17 protein-coding genes are annotated in these 16363 nt (G+C 69.1%); 5 read left to right on the top strand and 12 right to left on the bottom strand.

The annotated features are described in order from the left end of the window. Positions 1 to 21: 21 nt before the first annotated feature. The 10 genes from E3D03_RS01510 to efp all read right to left on the bottom strand — a co-directional run bounded on the left by E3D03_RS01510 (position 22) and on the right by efp (position 9225). Positions 22 to 735 carry a GntR family transcriptional regulator gene (locus E3D03_RS01510; protein ID WP_263565503.1) on the bottom strand — a complete coding sequence of 238 codons (714 nt, stop codon included), beginning with the start codon at positions 733 to 735 and terminating at the stop codon, positions 22 to 24. 32 nt (positions 736 to 767) lie between these two features. Then, the gene (locus E3D03_RS01505) at positions 768 to 1787 is read right to left on the bottom strand and encodes an aldose epimerase family protein (RefSeq protein WP_263565502.1); all 1020 of its coding nucleotides are present in this window, start codon (positions 1785 to 1787) and stop codon (positions 768 to 770) included. Further along, entirely contained in the window at positions 1784 to 2629 is an 846-nt protein-coding gene (locus tag E3D03_RS01500; protein ID WP_263565501.1) for an SMP-30/gluconolactonase/LRE family protein, read from the bottom strand. The genes E3D03_RS01505 and E3D03_RS01500 overlap by 4 nt, the downstream gene beginning before the upstream one ends. Beyond that, positions 2626 to 3228, bottom strand: coding sequence for a 2-dehydro-3-deoxy-6-phosphogalactonate aldolase (locus tag E3D03_RS01495; RefSeq protein ID WP_263565500.1), 603 nt, complete (start codon positions 3226 to 3228; stop codon positions 2626 to 2628). Before E3D03_RS01495 ends, E3D03_RS01500 begins: the two co-directional genes overlap by 4 nt. Beyond that, positions 3225 to 4127 carry a 2-dehydro-3-deoxygalactonokinase gene (locus E3D03_RS01490; protein WP_263565499.1) on the bottom strand — a complete coding sequence of 301 codons (903 nt, stop codon included), beginning with the start codon at positions 4125 to 4127 and terminating at the stop codon, positions 3225 to 3227. The genes E3D03_RS01495 and E3D03_RS01490 overlap by 4 nt, the downstream gene beginning before the upstream one ends. Further along, complete coding sequence (gene mmsB / locus E3D03_RS01485; RefSeq protein ID WP_062561544.1) at positions 4124 to 5308, bottom strand: multiple monosaccharide ABC transporter permease; 1185 nt, start codon at positions 5306 to 5308, stop codon at positions 4124 to 4126. The genes E3D03_RS01490 and mmsB overlap by 4 nt, the downstream gene beginning before the upstream one ends. Further along, positions 5301 to 6875: a multiple monosaccharide ABC transporter ATP-binding protein gene (mmsA, locus tag E3D03_RS01480; RefSeq protein ID WP_263565498.1), complete on the bottom strand. Its 1575-nt coding sequence runs from the start codon at positions 6873 to 6875 to the stop codon at positions 5301 to 5303. Before mmsA ends, mmsB begins: the two co-directional genes overlap by 8 nt. Before the next feature lie 58 nt (positions 6876 to 6933). Next, on the bottom strand, positions 6934 to 7998 hold the full coding sequence (gene chvE, locus E3D03_RS01475) for a multiple monosaccharide ABC transporter substrate-binding protein (RefSeq protein ID WP_062561542.1): 1065 nt from the start codon (positions 7996 to 7998) through the stop codon (positions 6934 to 6936). 264 nt (positions 7999 to 8262) lie between these two features. Next, the gene (locus E3D03_RS01470; protein ID WP_263565497.1) at positions 8263 to 8568 is read right to left on the bottom strand and encodes a GNAT family N-acetyltransferase; all 306 of its coding nucleotides are present in this window, start codon (positions 8566 to 8568) and stop codon (positions 8263 to 8265) included. 93 nt (positions 8569 to 8661) lie between these two features. Beyond that, on the bottom strand, positions 8662 to 9225 hold the full coding sequence (efp, locus tag E3D03_RS01465; protein ID WP_017999146.1) for an elongation factor P: 564 nt from the start codon (positions 9223 to 9225) through the stop codon (positions 8662 to 8664). Positions 9226 to 9574: 349 nt separating this feature from the next. On the opposite strand from efp, the gene E3D03_RS01460 reads away from it, so the two are divergent. Further along, on the top strand, positions 9575 to 9895 hold the full coding sequence (locus E3D03_RS01460; RefSeq protein WP_020951971.1) for a DUF6280 family protein: 321 nt from the start codon (positions 9575 to 9577) through the stop codon (positions 9893 to 9895). 48 nt (positions 9896 to 9943) lie between these two features. Here the strand turns inward: E3D03_RS01460 and E3D03_RS01455 are convergent, their stop codons facing one another. Continuing rightward, complete coding sequence (locus E3D03_RS01455; RefSeq protein WP_017999148.1) at positions 9944 to 10660, bottom strand: LrgB family protein; 717 nt, start codon at positions 10658 to 10660, stop codon at positions 9944 to 9946. Then, a complete protein-coding gene (locus E3D03_RS01450; RefSeq protein WP_062561539.1) occupies positions 10657 to 11010 on the bottom strand; it encodes a CidA/LrgA family protein in 354 nt (117 codons plus the stop codon). The genes E3D03_RS01455 and E3D03_RS01450 overlap by 4 nt, the downstream gene beginning before the upstream one ends. A 150-nt stretch (positions 11011 to 11160) precedes the next feature. Between E3D03_RS01450 and E3D03_RS01445 the strand changes: the two genes are divergently transcribed. The 4 genes from E3D03_RS01445 (at position 11161) to E3D03_RS01430 (ending at position 16304) form a co-directional block, all read left to right on the top strand. Further along, positions 11161 to 14589: a chromosome segregation SMC family protein gene (locus E3D03_RS01445; protein ID WP_263565496.1), complete on the top strand. Its 3429-nt coding sequence runs from the start codon at positions 11161 to 11163 to the stop codon at positions 14587 to 14589. A gap of 96 nt (positions 14590 to 14685) precedes the next feature. Next, positions 14686 to 15096, top strand: coding sequence for a YbjN domain-containing protein (locus E3D03_RS01440; RefSeq protein WP_263565495.1), 411 nt, complete (start codon positions 14686 to 14688; stop codon positions 15094 to 15096). A gap of 9 nt (positions 15097 to 15105) precedes the next feature. Next, on the top strand, positions 15106 to 15546 hold the full coding sequence (locus E3D03_RS01435; RefSeq protein WP_263565494.1) for a RidA family protein: 441 nt from the start codon (positions 15106 to 15108) through the stop codon (positions 15544 to 15546). Then, positions 15543 to 16304 carry a glycerophosphodiester phosphodiesterase family protein gene (locus E3D03_RS01430; protein ID WP_263565493.1) on the top strand — a complete coding sequence of 254 codons (762 nt, stop codon included), beginning with the start codon at positions 15543 to 15545 and terminating at the stop codon, positions 16302 to 16304. Before E3D03_RS01435 ends, E3D03_RS01430 begins: the two co-directional genes overlap by 4 nt. Positions 16305 to 16363: the final 59 nt, after the last annotated feature.

The raw sequence follows: 16363 nt of genomic DNA, 5'->3' as shown, positions 1-16363 counted from the left end.
GTGAAACAGTGAAGGCCGGGCTCAGCCCTCGGCTTCCAGGTATTCGGCCAGCAGCGCGGTCTTGGTGAAATAGTCCGGCGACAGGTCGAGCAGCGCGGGCAGGTCGCGCAGCACCCGGCGCAGGTGCAGCCGGATCGCCGCCTCGGCCCGGTCGGGATCGCCCGAGGCCACCGCCTCGGCCACGGCGCGATGCTGCGCGATGATGGCGTCGCGGGCGATCAGCGCCGTCAGCAGGTGGCGGGCGCGGTCGAGGTGGATCTTGATCTGCTGCAGATGCGTCCAGACCATCGCCTTGCCGGCGATGGCGGCGAGTTGGGCGTGGAACTCCTCGTCCAAGCGGGCGAGCTGCGCGGTATCGGCGGCCTGTTCCTGCTGCGCGATCTGGGCGAACAGCGCCTGCAGCTGGGCCGGCGTGGCGCGACGGGCGGCGCGGCGGGCCAGGTCGGCCTCGACCGATTCGCGGATGAAGCGGGTGCAGAGCACCCATTCCAGGTCGATGCGGGTGACGAAGGTGCCGCGCTGCGGGCGAACCTCGATCAGCCCGTCGCCGGTCAGGCGGATGAAGGCCTCGCGCACCGGCTGGCGCGACAGCTGGTACTGGTCGGCGATCTCCTGTTCCGAAAGCCGGGTGCCGGGGGACAGTTCGCAGCCGACGATGCGCTGGCGCAGCCGGGCGTGCAGCTGGGCCGCGAAAGGCGCCGGGACCGGCGCCGCCATGGTCGATGCAGGATTCATCTCTTACCCCTGCTTCGCTGTAATTGGTTAATTTACTCCACGTCAACCGTTCGCGCCCGCTGAAAGCGCATCATGGTCTGCTGATGGTAGAGCTGACCCGGCTCCAGCCGGGCGGATGGATAGCCGGGCCGGTTCGGCGCATCGGGCCAGAGCTGCGATTCCAGCGCGATTCCGGCGTGGCGGCCATAGGGCCGGCCGGCAAGCCCGGGGGCGCCGGGGCCGAGGTGATTGGCGGTATAGACCTGCAGCCCCGGCTCGGTCGAGCGCAGGGTCAGGCGCAGGCCTGCGGCCTGCAGCACCGCGGCTTGGCGCGGCCTGGCGTGGCGGGCCGGGGCGAGGCACAGGTTATGGTCGATGGCCGGTCCCGCCAGCCGCTCGCCCAGCCGCACCGGGCGGCGGAAGTCCAGCGCCGTGCCGCGCACCGGGGCCGGGGGTCCGAGCGGGATGAGGTCGGCGTCGACGGGCAGGTAGTCCCGGGCAGGGACGCTCAGGCGATGCTCGGCCACGCTGTCGCGGCCGTCGAGGTTGAAATAGCTGTGCTGGGCGAAATTGCACAGCGTCGGCGCGTCCGAGGTGGCGAGGATGGTCAGCGACAGCGTGGGCCCGGGCAGGATGCGATAGGTCGCGCGCACCAGCATGGTGCCGGGAAAGCCCATGTGACCATCGGGCAGCAGGTCGATCAGCGTGACCATGTCCTCGGTCTGCTCGGCCAGGATCCAGTTGCGGGTGCCGCTGCCGTCGCTGCCGCCATGCAGGATGTGGCGCCCGTCCTGGTTGCGGTCAAGCTGCAGCTCTTGCCCGTCGAGAGCCGCGCGGGCCTGGCCGATGCGGTTGGCATAGCGACCGACGATGGCGCCGAAATAGCGGCCCTCGTCCAGATAGGGGTCGAGCTGCGGATAGCCCAGCACCAGCGGATGCGCCACGCCCGCGAGCCGCAGATCCTGCAGCGAGGCGCCGAGAGTCATGATCGAGGCGGTCAGCCCGTGGTCCGAGATCACCGCCCGCGTCACCGCCCGGCCATCGGGCAGCGTGCCGAAGGCCGCGCGCATCATGCCAGAACCCGCGGCTCGGGGCGGCCGCGCGCGGGGCCGGGGTCGAGCTGCCAGGTGCGGCCGTCCTGCGGGCCGTGGCGGCCCTCGGCGGCGCTGGTGACGATCAGCCGCGACAGGTCGCGGCCGGCGAAGCAGGGACAGCTGGGCTGGCTCGCCAGCAGGGTCAGGCGGCTGAGCAGCCGCCCGTCCGGCGCATGGCAGGCGACCGAGCCGCTGCCCCAGCGCGCGTTCCAGAACCGGCCCTGGTCGTCGGTCACCGCGCCGTCGGGGAACTGGTCGGTGCCGGCGAGGTCGAGAAAGACCCGCGCCTGCCCCATGGGCCAGCCGTCCGGGTCCAGCGGCTGGCTCCATACCGTCTGCGCGGCGGTATCGGCGAAATAGGCCAGCCGCCCGTCCGGCGAAAAGCAGATCGCGTTCGGGATCGAGAGCCCGGCGCGAAGCTGGCGCAATTCCCCCCGGAAAAAGCGGTAGATCGCGCCCTGGCCGGTTTCGGCGCTGCGCGACATGGTGCCGATCCAGAAGCCGCCTTGCGGGTCGGCGCGGCCGTCGTTCGAGCGGTTGCCGGGGCGGTCGGGCTCCAGCGCCACCAGCCGCCTAGCCTCGCCATTCCTCAGGTCGAAGCGCAAGAGCGCGGTCTCGCTGGCGATCAGCAGGTGGTCGCGGTCGATCCAGCCGCAGGCCGAGACCATCTCGTCGAACTGCCATTCCAGCGGTGCACCGTCCAGCTGCGACATCAGCCGCCGGCCGAGGATGTCGAACCAGAAGGGCTGCGCGCGCTCGGGGTGCCAGAAGGCGCCTTCGCCCAGTTCGCAGATGCGCGGGTCGAAGACCGCGGCGCTCATGCCAGGGCCTGCATGGCGGCGATGATCTCGCGGGCGCGGGTGGCGACGGTTTCGGGGGCATCGCCGGGCTTGTAGAGCGCCGTGCCGATGCCGAAGCCCTGCGCCCCGGCGGCGTGCCATTCGGCGAAATTTTGCGGGCCGGCGCCGCCCACGGCATAGACCGGGATCTCGGGCGGCAGGACGGCGCGCAGCGCCTTCAGCGCCGCCGGGCCGGCCTGGTCGGCGGGGAACAGCTTCAGCCCGGTGGCACCGGCGGCGATGGCGGCGAAGCATTCCGTGGCGGTAAAGACGCCGGGCCAGCTTTCCAAGCCGCGCGCCCGGGTCTCGCGGATCACCGCCGGGTCGGCATTGGGCGAGACGATCATGCGGCCGCCGGCATCGGCGACGCGGCCGACCTGCTCCGGCGTCAACACGGTGCCGGCGCCCAGCGTGGCCTGGCCGCCGAAGGCCGCCGCCATCAGCCGGATGTTCTCCAGCGGGTCGGGCGAGTTCAGCGGCACCTCGATGCGGGTGATGCCGGATTCGATCAGGGCGCGGGCGACCGGCAGGGCCTCGGGCGGGGTCAGGCCGCGCAGGATGGCGATGATGGGCTGGGTCATGGGTCCTCGTGCAGAAGCCGGTGGGCGGCGGTCAGCCCGGCCAGGACCAGCGCAGCGCCGTCCTGTCGCCGGACCCGGGCGCCCTGTGCCAGCAAGAGCGTTTCGTAATGCGTCGTCAAGTCGGGGGCGCCGATCAGAACGACCTCGGCCCCGGTCCAGAACGGGCGGGCGGCGGCCAGTTCGGCGCCGATCAGCAGGCCGGAAAGCCGCCCGGCCGCCTGTTCCGGCGCCAGCCCGTGCAGCAGCGCCCCGGCGCGCAGGGCGAAAAGCCCGGCCGGGACAGAGGCGGGGTCGGCCAGCGCCTGCGCCCCGGCCTGGGTCAGCGCCTGGGCGTCGGGCGTGGCTTCGGCCAGGGTCAGGCGCAGCACGGATTGCCGGGCGAGCAGGGCGAAAAGCTCTCCGGTCATGAAGGTGGCGAAGCGGGCGACGGCGCCATCCGCGATCCGGGCCCATTTGCTATGCGTGCCCGGCAGGCAGAGCACGCCGCGAAAGCCCGGGTTCCCGGCCAGGAAGCCGGCGATCTGGGTCTCCTCGCCGCGCATCACGTCGGGCGGATCGGCCTGCGACAGGCCGGGCAGGATGCGCAGGTCCAGGCGCGGGTCCGTGACCGGGGGGCGGATCGCCCGCCGCGGGTCCAGAGGGGGGCAGGGGACGGGGCGATAGGCCGCCTCGGCCCAGCCGCCGCGGGCGCCGACCATGCCGCAGGCCAGGACCGGGATGGTGCCCTGGGCCGGCAGCCAGTCGGCGACCAGCGCCAGCAGAGCCGGCTCGAACCCCTCGGGCGAAAGCCGGCCCATGCCCTGGTCCGAGGCGCGCGCCTGAAGCATCTGCGCGCCCTGCATGGCCCAGGCGCGCAGCCGGGTCGTGCCCCAGTCGACGGCGATCCAGTCGGGTGTCACGATTTCGACTTGTTCGAGACGTCGAAGATCACCGCGGCCATCAGCACCAGCCCCTTGATGACCTGCTGATAGTCGATGCCGATGCCCAAGATGGACATGCCGTTGTTCATCACCCCCATGATGAAGGCGCCGACCACCGCGCCGATCACCGTGCCGACGCCGCCCGCCATCGAGGCGCCGCCGATGAACACCGCCGCGATCACGTCGAGCTCGAAGCCGACGCCGGCCTTGGGCGTGGCCGAGTTCAGCCGGGCCGAGACCACCAGCCCCGCCAGCGCCGCCAGCATGCCCATGTTCATGAAGGTCAGGAACACCACCCGCTCCGAGTTGATGCCCGAGAGCTTGGCCGCCTTGGCATTGCCGCCGATGGCGAAGATGCGCCGGCCGATGGTCGTGCGTTCCGACAGGAAGGCGTAAAGCGCGACCAGCACCGCCATGACCATGAAGACATTGGGCAGGCCGCGGAAATTCGCCAGCGCCCAGGTCATCCAGACCATCGCCAGGAAGATCAGCGCGTTCTTGGCGGCGAAGAAGGCAAAGGGCTCGTCGGCGATGCCCACCGCCTCTTCGCGCTTGCGGCCGCGGATCTGCAGCCACAGGATCACCGCCGCCGCGCCCCAGCCCAGGATCAGGGACAGGGTGTTGGGCTTGTCCGGCCCGAACAGGTCCGGAATGAAACCCGAGGCGATCATCTGGAAGCCGCGCGGGAAGGGGCCGATGTTCTGGCCCTGCAGGATCCACATGGTCAACCCGCGGAACACCAGCATCCCGGCCAGGGTGACGATGAAGCTGGGGATCTTCCAATAGGCGATCCAATAGCCCTGGATGCCGCCGATCACCGCGCCGGCGACCAGCGCCAGCACCACGACCAGCGGGATCGGCAGGCCCATGCGCACGATCATCAGCGCCGCCAGCGCGCCGACGAAGGCCGCGACCGAGCCGACCGACAGGTCGATATGGCCGGCCACGATCACCAGCAGCATGCCCACCGCCATGATGACGATATGACTGTTCTGCAGGAACAAGTTGGTCAGGTTCACCGGCCGGAACAGGATGCCGCCGGTCACGACCTGGAAGAAGGCCATGATGATGATCAGCGCGAACAGGATGCCGTATTCGCGGATATTGCGGCGGATGAAGCCGAAGGTATCGCCTTGGCGGGTCTCGGTCGTGTCAGACATGGGCGGCCTCTGCCTCGATTTCCTGGGCCGTGACCGATTCGTCGGTCAGGTCGTGGCCCGAGCGGATGATGATGGACATGATCTTTTCCTGCGTCGCCTCGGCGGTGGGCAGTTCGCCGACCAGCCGGCCCTCGTTCATGACCAGGATGCGGTCGGTGATGCCCAGAAGCTCGGGCATCTCGGAGGAGATCACGATGATGGATTTCCCCGAGGCCGCCAGATCGCGGATGATGGTATAGATCTCGTATTTGGCGCCGACGTCGATGCCGCGGGTCGGCTCGTCCAGGATCAGGATCTCGGGTTCGGAAAACAGCCATTTCGCCAGCACGACCTTTTGCTGGTTGCCGCCCGACAGGTTCACCGTCTTCTGCTCGACCGAGGGCGAGCGGATGTTGATGCGCTTGCGATAGTCGCGGGCGACGGCGCCCTCGCGCTGCCGGTCCACCACGCCGCGCGTGGAAATCCCGGCCAGGTTCGCCAGCGGGATGTTGCGGCGGATCGAGTCCTCCAGCACCAGGCCCAGCGACTTGCGGTCCTCGGTGACGTAGGCGAGGCCGGCGGCGATGGCCTTGGGCACGGTGGTCAGCTCGACCTCGCGGCCGTGGATGCGGACGCTGCCCGATTTCCAGTCGCCCATCGAGCGGCCGAAGATGCTCATGGCAAGCTCGGTGCGGCCGGCGCCCATCAGCCCGGCGATGCCCAGCACCTCGCCCTGGCGCAGCTCGAAACTGGCGTTCTTGACCAGCAGCCGCCCCTCGCGCAGCGGGTCGGCGACGTTCCAGTCGCGGACCTGCATCACCACCTCGCCGACCTTCGGCTCGCGCGGCGGATAGCGGTCGTCCATGGCGCGGCCGACCATGTCGCGGACGATCTGCGATTCCGCGACCATGCCGTCGTGATGCGCCACGGTCGAGCCGTCGCGCAGCACGGTGATGCTGTCGCAGACCTGACTGATTTCGTTCAATTTATGCGAGATCAGGATCGCCGTCATGCCCTGGTCGCGGAACCCCGCCAGCAGGCGCAAGAGCGCGTCGCTGTCATGTTCGTTCAGCGAGCTGGTCGGTTCGTCCAGGATCAGCAGGTCGACCTTTTTCGACAGCGCCTTGGCGATCTCGATCAGCTGCTGCTTGCCCATGCCGAGGGACCCGACCTTGGTCTCGGGGCTTTCGCGCAGGCCCACCTTGGCCAGCAACTCGGCGGTGCGGCGGTTGGTCTCCTGGCGGTCGATGACGCCGCGCGTGGCAATCTCGTTGCCCAGGAAGATGTTCTCGGCGATCGACATCTGCGGCACCAGCGCCAGTTCCTGATGGATGATGACGATGCCCTTTTCCTCGCTGTCCTTGATGTCTCGGAAGGCCATGGGCTGGCCGTTGTACAGGATCTCGCCCTGGTAGCTGCCATGCGGATAGACGCCCGAAAGCACCTTCATCAGCGTGGACTTGCCGGCGCCGTTTTCGCCGACCAGGGCGCGGATCTCGCCCCGGCGCACGGTCATGTTGACGTTGTCGAGTGCCTTGACCCCGGGGAATTCCTTGGTGATCCCCCGCATTTCCAGAATGGCGTCCATCCCGGTCCCCCCTTCTTAGGAAGCGCGCCGCCGGTCGGGCCGGCGGCGCGCGCCAGGATCACTTGAGCTGGTCTTCGGTATAGTAGCCCGAGCCGACCAGGACCTCTTGCAGGTTCTTCGCGGTGACGGCGACCGGCTCCAGCAGGAACGAGGGCACGACCTTGACGCCGTTGTCATAGGTCTTGGTGTCGTTCACCTGCGGTTCCTCGCCCTTGATCATGGCGTCGACCATGCCGACGGTGACTTTCGCCAGTTCGCGGGTGTCCTTGAAGATGGTCGAATACTGCTCGCCCGCCTGGATCGACTTGACCGATTGCAGTTCGGCGTCCTGGCCGGTGACGATGGGCATCTTCATGTCGCCCGAGCCGTAGCCGACGCCCTTCAGCGAGGACAGGATGCCGATGGACAGCCCGTCATAGGGCGAGAGTACCCCGTTCACATGCTTGTCGGTGTAGTTGGCCGACAGGATGTTGTCCATGCGCGACTGGGCGGTGGCCGGGTCCCAGCGCAGCGTGCCGACCTTGTCCATGCCCATCTGCCCCGAGGGGATCACGATCGAGCCGTCGTCGATCAGCGGCTGGATCACCGACATGGCGCCGTCGTAGAAGAAGAAGGCGTTGTTGTCGTCGGGCGAGCCGCCGAACAGCTCGACGTTCCAGGGCTTCACGTCGGGGAAATTGGCCTTCAGCCCCTCGACCAGCGTATTGGCCTGCTCGACGCCGACCTTGAAGTTGTCGAAAGTGGCGTAATAGTCGATGTCCGGCGTGTCGCGGATCAGCCGGTCATAGGCGATGACCTTGATGTCGGCGGCCTTCGCATTGGCCAGCGCATTCGACAGCGTGGTGCCGTCGATGGCGGCGATCACCAGCACGTTCACGCCCTTGGTGATCATGTTCTCGATCTGCGACAGCTGGTTCGGGATGTCGTCATCGGCATATTGCAGGTCGGTCTGGTAGCCGGCTTCCTGGAACTGCTTGACCATGTTGTTGCCGTCGTCGATCCAGCGCGCCGAGGTCTTGGTCGGCATCGAGATCCCGACCATGCCTTCGGCCGCGGCCAGCCCCGGCAGAGACAGCACCGCCACCGAGGCCAGCGCCCCGGCGAGTTTCCTGAGATTCAGCATGACTCCTCCCTATCGATTCCCTGTCGATTGCGCGCCGTGCCGGTGGCCGCCTCCACGGTCCTGTCCGGCCGGAGCCTTCCCTTGTGTCGGCGCGGGACGCGAATGCGGGCGGGCCCGGACATTCGGCGCCGCAACGGTCATGGACCGCCGGCCTGAACGTGAGGCTAGTCCTGCCCGATATGTCCGTCAAATATTCTGAAAGAAGATCTGCATATCAAAACCGTCATGATGGTTTGCGCTAACATGGCCGGAGCGGGAATTCCGTCAGCCGTCGGCCAGCAGGTCGGACCACTCGGGATGGCGCTCGAACTGGGCGCGGACATAGCTGCAGGCCGGCACGATCATCACGCCGCGCGCGCGGGCATCGGCGATCAGCCGGCGCACCATGGCGGCGGCGACGCCGGTGCCGCGCATGGCGTCGGGGGCATAGGTGTGGTCGGCGACGATGATGCCCGGGCCGCCGTTGCGCCAGGTCAGCTCTGCCTCCCCCGAGACGCCGGGCAGGCTGACGACATAGCGGCCGGAACTGCCGTAGTCTTCATGGGCGACGGGGATGGTGGGTTGGCTCATGCGATTGCTCCGTGTTGATGCGGCGGAGGTAACGCATGAAAGCCGGGCCGGATCCGTGACGTTGCGTCATCGGACCCCGGCCCGCGGCGGCACTCAGGCGCGCTCGGAATATTCGAACAGTTCGGTATTGACGACGATGGCCTCGTCCACGCCGACGAAGGGCGGGATCATCACCCGCACGCCATTGTCCAGGATCGCCGGCTTGAAGCTTTTCGCGGCGGTCTGGCCGTTCAGCACCGGCTCGGTCTCGGCGACCTTGCAGATCACTTTCTGCGGAATGCGCACCGACAGCGCCTCGTCGCCATAATATTCCACAGCGGCCATCATGCCGTCCTGCAGGAAGGGGCGGCGGTCGCCCAGCAGATCGGCGTCCAGCTCGGTCTGCTCGAAGGTCTCGCTGTCCATGAAGACCAGCTTGCCGTCTGTTTCATAAAGGAATTGCTGGTCCTTGAACTCCAGATGGACCTGCTCGACCTTGTCCTCCGAGCGGAAGCGTTCGTTCAGCTTGCGGCCGTCGCGCAGGTTCTTCAGCTCGACCTGGGCGAAGGCGCCGCCCTTGCCGGGCTTGACGTGGCTGACCTTGACCGCGGCCCAAAGCCCGCCGTCATGTTCCAGGACGACACCCGGCTTGATTTCGTTGCCATTGATCTTGGCCATTCGGATTACCTTGGAAATATTGAGGAATCATTGGCGGGTCACGGGGTTGAACCGCCCTTGCGGGGACCTATATCCATTGCCGTGTCCCAAGGCAACCGAAACGCCTTTACGGCGTTGTCAAGGGCGGCAGGGGGTGTCCAACTGTCGCAAGATCGTTGCTTTTCGCGGTTATTGAGGCTAATCCGCCGGGGCTTGCATCTGGTGCATGGCGGTCATGCGGCGCAGGGCATACCGAATCACGGCACGGATCGGCTAAGCCGGCCCCTGCCGCCTAACGAGGCAAGAGGTGCAGCGATTTTGGCAATAAGGCCAAGCTGCAAGGCAATAAAAGAACAACAGGATAACGAATATGCGCGATTTCGTGGATGGCTCGGCTTTCAATTTCGAACAAGGTCAGCGTGCCCGCAAGCTGTTTGCGGCCGTGGTGCTGGCTGCGCTCGACGACGCGATCGCGGATGACAAGAAATACGGCAACGGCCCCGACCAGATCGCCCGCTGGGCGCGTTCGCGCGATGGGCGCGAGGTGCTGTCCTGTGCCGGCATCGACCCGAACGAGCGGGTGGTGAAGGGCCTGATGGAATTCGTCGCCAAAGGCGTGCGCACCTCGGTCGCGCTGTCGCGCGAGGAAAGCGAGCGTCGCCACGCCGCCGAGGAAGCCGAAGCGGCCTGATCCCCCTCGCAACCGCGCCTTTCCGGCCGTCCTTCGGGGCGGCCTTTCTTATTGGAACAGGTGCAGCGCCAGCGGTGCGATGATGGAGGTCAGCACCGCGTTCAGCCCCATGCCGATGCCGGCGAAGGCGCCCGCGGTCTCGTTCACCTGGAAGGCGCGGGCGGTGCCGATGCCATGCGCGGCCACGCCCAGCGAAAAGCCGCGCGCGCGCCAGTCGCGGATCCCCAGCGCGTTCAAGAGCGGCGTGGCGATGATCGCGCCGAAGATCCCGGTCAGCAGCACCAGCACGGCGGTGATCGTCGGCTCGCCCCCCAGCCCCTCGGCGATGCCGATGGCGACCGGGGCGGTGGTCGATTTCGGCGCGAGGCTGGCCAGCATCACCTCGTTCAGCCCGAAGGCCTTGCCGATCGCCAGCACCGAGACCACCGCCGTCACCGAGCCGGCGACCAGCGCCGCAACCAGCGGAGCCAGGGCTTTGCGCACCCGGCGCAGGTTGTCGTAAAGCGGCATCCCCAGCGCGACCGTGGCCGGGCCCAGCATGAAATGGACGAATTGCGCGCCCTCGAAATAGGTCTGGTAGCCGGTCCCGGTCAGCCACAGCACCAGCGACAGCAGGATCACCGCGACCAGGACCGGATTGGCCCAGCTTTGCCGGTTCATGCGGCGAAAGAAGCTGTCGCCGAGGAAATAGGCGATCAGCGTCGCGGTCAGCCACAACAGCGGCTCTTGCGACAGATAGCTCCAGATCAGCGCGGCGTCGGTCATTCCTCGGCCCCGCCCCGCCAGCGCACGACGGCGGCGAACACCAGCGCGCCCACGGCGATGGCCAGCGCCGTCGAGACGGTCAGCGCCAGCACGATGGCCAGCGCGTCGTCGCGGAACTGGCCCAGATGCGCGATGACGCCGACCCCGGCCGGCACGAAGAACAGCGACAGGTTGGCCAGCAGGCCGGTGACGACCGGGCGCAGCATTTCGGCCAGCGCCGGGCGCAGGGCGCAGCTGCCGACCAGCAGCAGAAGCCCCAAGACGGGCCCGGGCAGCGGCAGGCCCAGGCCGCGGGTGGCGACCTCACCGACAAGCTGGAACGACAGAAGGATGGCAAGCGCAGGGATCATGGCGGCAGGTTAGCACCGCCTTGGTCTTGTGTTGAGCCCTTAAATCTTGTGGATAACCAAGCCGATCCCGCCATATCTGGGGGTTTCGGTTGACTTTGCGGGTGCGATTGCCAAGAATTCCCCAATTCTGCCCCAGCCGGATGGCCGCTTTTGCGCTTTGACCGCCTTCGCCTCAACGGATTCAAGAGCTTCGTGGACCCGACCGACCTGGTCATCCACGAGGGCCTGACCGGCGTGGTCGGCCCGAACGGCTGCGGCAAGTCGAACCTGCTGGAGGCGCTGCGCTGGGTCATGGGCGAGAACCGCCCCACCGCCATGCGCGGCGAGGGCATGGAGGACGTGATCTTCGCCGGCACCGCGCGCCGCTCGGCCCGCGCCCATGCCGAGGTCACGCTGACCATCGACAACCACGACCGGCTTGCCCCGGCCGGCATGAACGATGCCGACACGCTGGACATCACCCGCCGCATCACCCGCGACGCCGGCTCGGCCTATCGCATCAACGGCAAGGAGGTGCGGGCGCGGGACGTGCAGATGCTGTTCGCGGATGCCTCGACCGGGGCGCATTCGCCGGCGTTGGTGCGGCAGGGGCAGATTTCCGAACTCATCAACGCCAAACCCAAGGCGCGCCGCCGCATCCTTGAGGAAGCGGCGGGGATCTCGGGCCTTTACCAGCGCCGGCACGAGGCGGAGCTGAAGCTGAACGCGGCCGAGGCCAACCTGACCCGCGTCGATGACACGCTGGACCAGTTGTCCACCCAGGCGGCGAGCCTCGCCCGCCAGGCCCGCGCCGCCGCGCGCTATCGCGAGATCGGCTCCGCCCTGCGTCGGGCCGAGGGGGTGCTGCTCTATCGCCGCTGGGCCGAGGCCGAGCAGGTCAAGGCGGCCACGGCCGAGGCCCTGCGCGAGGCGATCCGCGCCGCCGGCGAGGCTGAGGCGCAGGCCCGCCGCGCCATCGCCGGCCGCGAAGAGGCCGAGGCGAAGCTGCCGCCCCTGCGCGAAGAAGAGCAGGTCGCGAGCGCCATCCTGTCTCGCGCCACCATCGAGCGCGAGGCGCTGGACGAGGCCGAGGCCCGTGCGAGCCAGGCGATCCAGACCCTGCTGGCGCGCATCGCCCAGCTCGACCGCGACATCGAGCGGGAATCGGCGCTGAACCGCGACGCGGGCGAGGTGATCGCGCGGCTGGAATGGGAAAAGCGCGAGCTCGACAAGGCCGGGCAGGGGCATGACGACCGGCTGGCCATCGCCTCGGAAGCCGCCGCCGAGGCCGCCGAGGCCTTGCGCGAGGTCGAGGCCAAGCTGGCCGAGCTGACCGACGAATCCGCCCGGCTGGCCGCGCGGCACCATTCGGCCGAGCGGCTGGCCCATGACCTGCGCCAGATGCTGGACCGCGCCACGCGCGCTGCCGCGGATGCCGAGGCCGCCGTGGCCCGCGCCGCCGACACCGGCGCCGAGGCCGAGGCCGCGCGCGAGGCCGCCGAAGAGGCGCAGGAGGCCGCCCGCGACCGCGTCGAGCAGGCCGAGGACCGGCTGGCCGCTGCCGAGGAAACCCGCGCCGGGCTGGAGGCCGAGGAAGCCGAGGCCCGCGCCGCCCGGGCCGAGGCCGAGGGCGAGGTCTCGGCGCTGAATGCCGAGATGGCGGCGCTGAAGCGGCTGGTGGAACGCGGCCAGGGCGGCGGCTCGGTGCTGGACCTGGTGCGCGTGGCGCGCGGCTATGAGGCGGCCTTTGGCGCGGCGCTGGGCGACGATCTGCGCGCCGGGCTGGCGACCGAGGGCTCGGGCTGGCACGCGCTGCCGCCCTATGACGAAGCCATGCCGAATACGCTGGCCGCGCATGTCGAGGCCCCGGCCGCGCTGGCCCGGCGGCTGTCGCAGGTCGGGCTGGTGGCCGATGCCGCGACCGGCGCGGCGCTGCAGGCCGGCTTGCTGCCGGGGCAGCGGCTGGTCACGCGCGCGGGCGATCTGTTCCGCTGGGACGGGCTGCGGGTGATGGCGGGTGAGGCCTCGTCCGCCGCGGCGCTGCATCTGCAGAAGGTCAACCAGCTGGCCGAGCTGACCGCCCAGGCCGAGGCGGCGCAGGCCTGTGCCGCGCGGACACAGGCCGCCCACCAGACGTCCCGCGACCGTCACACCGCCGCGACCGAGGCCGAGAAACGTGCCCGCGACGACCGGCGCGAGGCCGAGCGCGGCTTGTCCGACGCCGTGCGCGCCGTGACCCGGGCCGAATCCGACCTGTCCATGGCGCAAAGCCGCGCCGAATCGGCCCGGGCCGAGCTGGCGCGCCACCGCGACGACGCCGCGGATGCGAGAACGCGGCTGGCCGAGGCCGAGCGCCAGCTTGCCGAGCTGCCCGACCGCGGCGCGGCGGCGGCGGCGGTGGAATATGCCCGCACCGGGGTCGAGGCGGCGCGCATCGCCACCATGACCCGGCGCGGCGCGCTGGAGGAATTGCGGCGCGAGGCCCAGGCCCGCACGAAACGCCAGCAGGAAATCGCCAAGGAGGAATCCGGCTGGCGCCTGCGGCTGGACCAGGCCGGCAGCCGTGCGGCCGAACTCTCGGCCCGGCGCGAGGCTGCCGCCGAGGAGCTGGAAGCGGCCGAGGCCCAGCCCGAGATCCTGGCCGAGCGCCGCGCGGTTCTGACCGAGGCCGAGGCGCAGGCCAGCGCCCGGCTGGCCCGTGCCCGCGCCGCGCTATCCGCCGCCGACCAGGCGCTGCGCCTGGCCGCCGAGACCGAACGCGACGCCGAACGCGCCGCCTCGGACGCGCGCGAGACCCGCGCCGCCCGCGAGGCCCGCGCCGAGGCCGCGACCGAGGCCGAATCCGCCGCCAAGGCGCGCATCCACGAGGAACTGGAAGCCACGCCGCAATCGCTGCTGCAACTGCTGGGCGAGGTCGAGGACATCGCCCCCGACGCGCTGGAAGAGCAGATCGCTCGCCTGCGCCAGCAACGCGACGCCTTGGGCGCCGTCAACCTGCGCGCCGACGAGGACAAGCGCGAGCTGGAAACCGAACGCGACCGGCTTGCCGCCGAAAAGACCGACCTGACCGAGGCGATCCGCAAGCTGCGCCAGGGCATCGGCAGCCTGAACCGCGAGGGGCGCGAGCGGCTGCTTTCGGCCTTCGACACCGTCAACGCCAATTTCACCACGCTGTTCACGCATCTGTTCGGCGGCGGCGAGGCGCGGCTGGTGCTGGTCGAATCCGACGACCCGCTGGAGGCGGGGCTGGAGATCATGTGCCAGCCTCCCGGCAAGAAACTCAGCACGCTCAGCCTGCTCTCGGGCGGCGAGCAGACGCTGACCGCGCTGGCGCTGATCTTTGCCGTCTTCCTGGCCAATCCGGCGCCGATCTGCGTGCTGGACGAGGTGGACGCGCCCCTGGACGACGCCAACGTCACCCGGTTCTGCGACCTGATGGACGAGATGACGCGGCGCACCGACACGCGATTCCTGGTCATCACCCACCATGCCGTGACCATGGCGCGCATGGACCGGCTGTTCGGCGTCACCATGGTCGAACAGGGCGTCAGCCAGCTGGTTTCCGTGGACCTGAAACGCGCCGAGGCTCTGGTCGCCTGACGCGCGATGCGCTATCAGCGCTGAGCTTCCCCGGAGTCCGTGATGCGTGCCCTGTTTCCCCTCGCCATTCTGGCGTTTCTTCCGGTTTTTCCGGCTATGGCCGAGCTTTCCGCGCCGGTGCTGGGCGACCCCAAGCAGATCGGCGATCTGATGGCGCAAAGCGGCCTGCCGGTCAGCCGGGGCGCCGATCTGGAAGGGCTGCCGGTGCTGGAAAGCCAGATCGACGACATTCGCTTCAACGTCTATTTCTACGACTGCCAGCCGCTGTGCCAGCGGATGCAGTTCGTGTCGGGCTTCACCCTGCCGGCACCGATGACGCCGCAACTGGCCAATCAGTGGAACCTGTCGAACCCGTTTGCGACAGTCGTGGTGTCGGATAGCGGCGACGCCTTCCTGGAAATGGACATTGGCCTTGCGGGCGACGGCATCGGGCGCAAGAATTTCGACGAGACGCTGGCGAGCTGGCGGCTCGCCATGAGCGAATTCCGCGATTACATCGACTGGTAGGAGGATGCGATGACCATCGAGACGAAACTGGCAGAGCTTGGGATCACGCTGCCCGACGCCCCGGCGCCGGCGGCGAACTATGTCCCCTATGTGATCGCGGGGCAGATGCTGTTCGTCTCGGGGCAGATCTCGGCCGCCAAGGGCCGGGTCGGCGCGGAGCTGACCACGGCCGAGGGCGCCGAGGCGGCGCGCGGCTGCGGGTTGTCGCTGCTGGCGCAGGCCAAGGCGGCGCTGGGCTCGCTGGACCGGGTCAAGCGCGTGGTCAAGCTGGGCGGTTTCGTCAACTCGACCGGCGATTTCACCGAACAGCCCGAGGTGGTGAACGGCTGCTCGGACCTGATGGTCCAGGTCTTTGGCGACAAGGGCCGCCATGCCCGGGCCGCCGTCTCGGCCCCGGCGCTGCCGCGCGGCGTCGCGGTCGAGATCGAAGCCGTCTTCGAGATCGAATGATGGACCTGCACCCCGATTTCCTGCGCCTGCCCGTCGCGCATCGCGGGCTGCACAATGACAGCCGGCCGGAAAACAGCATGGCGGCGTTTCGCGCCGCCATCGCCGAGGGCTATGCCATCGAATGCGACATCCAGCGCGCCATGGACGACACGCCCATGGTGTTCCACGACTACGAACTGGCGCGGCTGACCGATATCGAGAACGGCACCGTTGCCGCCAGCACCCCGGCGCAATTGGCGCGGCTGCACCTGCTGGAAACCGACGAGACCATCCCGACGCTGCGCGAGATGCTGGACGAGGTCGCCGGCCGCGTGCCGCTGCTGATCGAGATCAAGGATCCGACCATCGCCTCGGGGCCCGAGGTGGGGGCGCTGCCGCGCCGGGTGGCCGAGGCCTTGGCCGGCTACGACGGGCCGGTCGCGGTCATGTCCTTCAACCCGCATGTCGTCGCGGCCTTCCACGAGGCGGCGCCCGAGATCGCGGTCGGGCTGACCACCTGCGGCTATGAGGAGGGCGAGTGGCAGATGCTGGACGCCGAAACCCGCACCCGGCTGGCGGCGATCGCGGATTTCGACGCTGTGGGCGCCAGCTTCATCTCGCATGACCGGGTCGATCTGGACAATCCGGCGGTGGTGGCGCTGAAGGCGCGCAATGTGCCGGTGCTGTGCTGGACCATCCGCAGCCCGGCCGAAGAGGCCGAGGCGCGTCGCGTCGCCGATAACATCACCTTCGAGCATTACCGGCCCGAAACGGCCTGAAGAAACCGCCTGAACCTGCCGCCGCCCGCTGACAAAGCCGGGCGGCGCGCCTATGTTTC

Source organism: Paracoccus sp. DMF, assembly GCF_004407025.1.
Lineage (GTDB): Bacteria > Pseudomonadota > Alphaproteobacteria > Rhodobacterales > Rhodobacteraceae > Paracoccus > Paracoccus aminovorans_B.
This window is presented reverse-complemented; position numbering and strand designations above follow the sequence as displayed.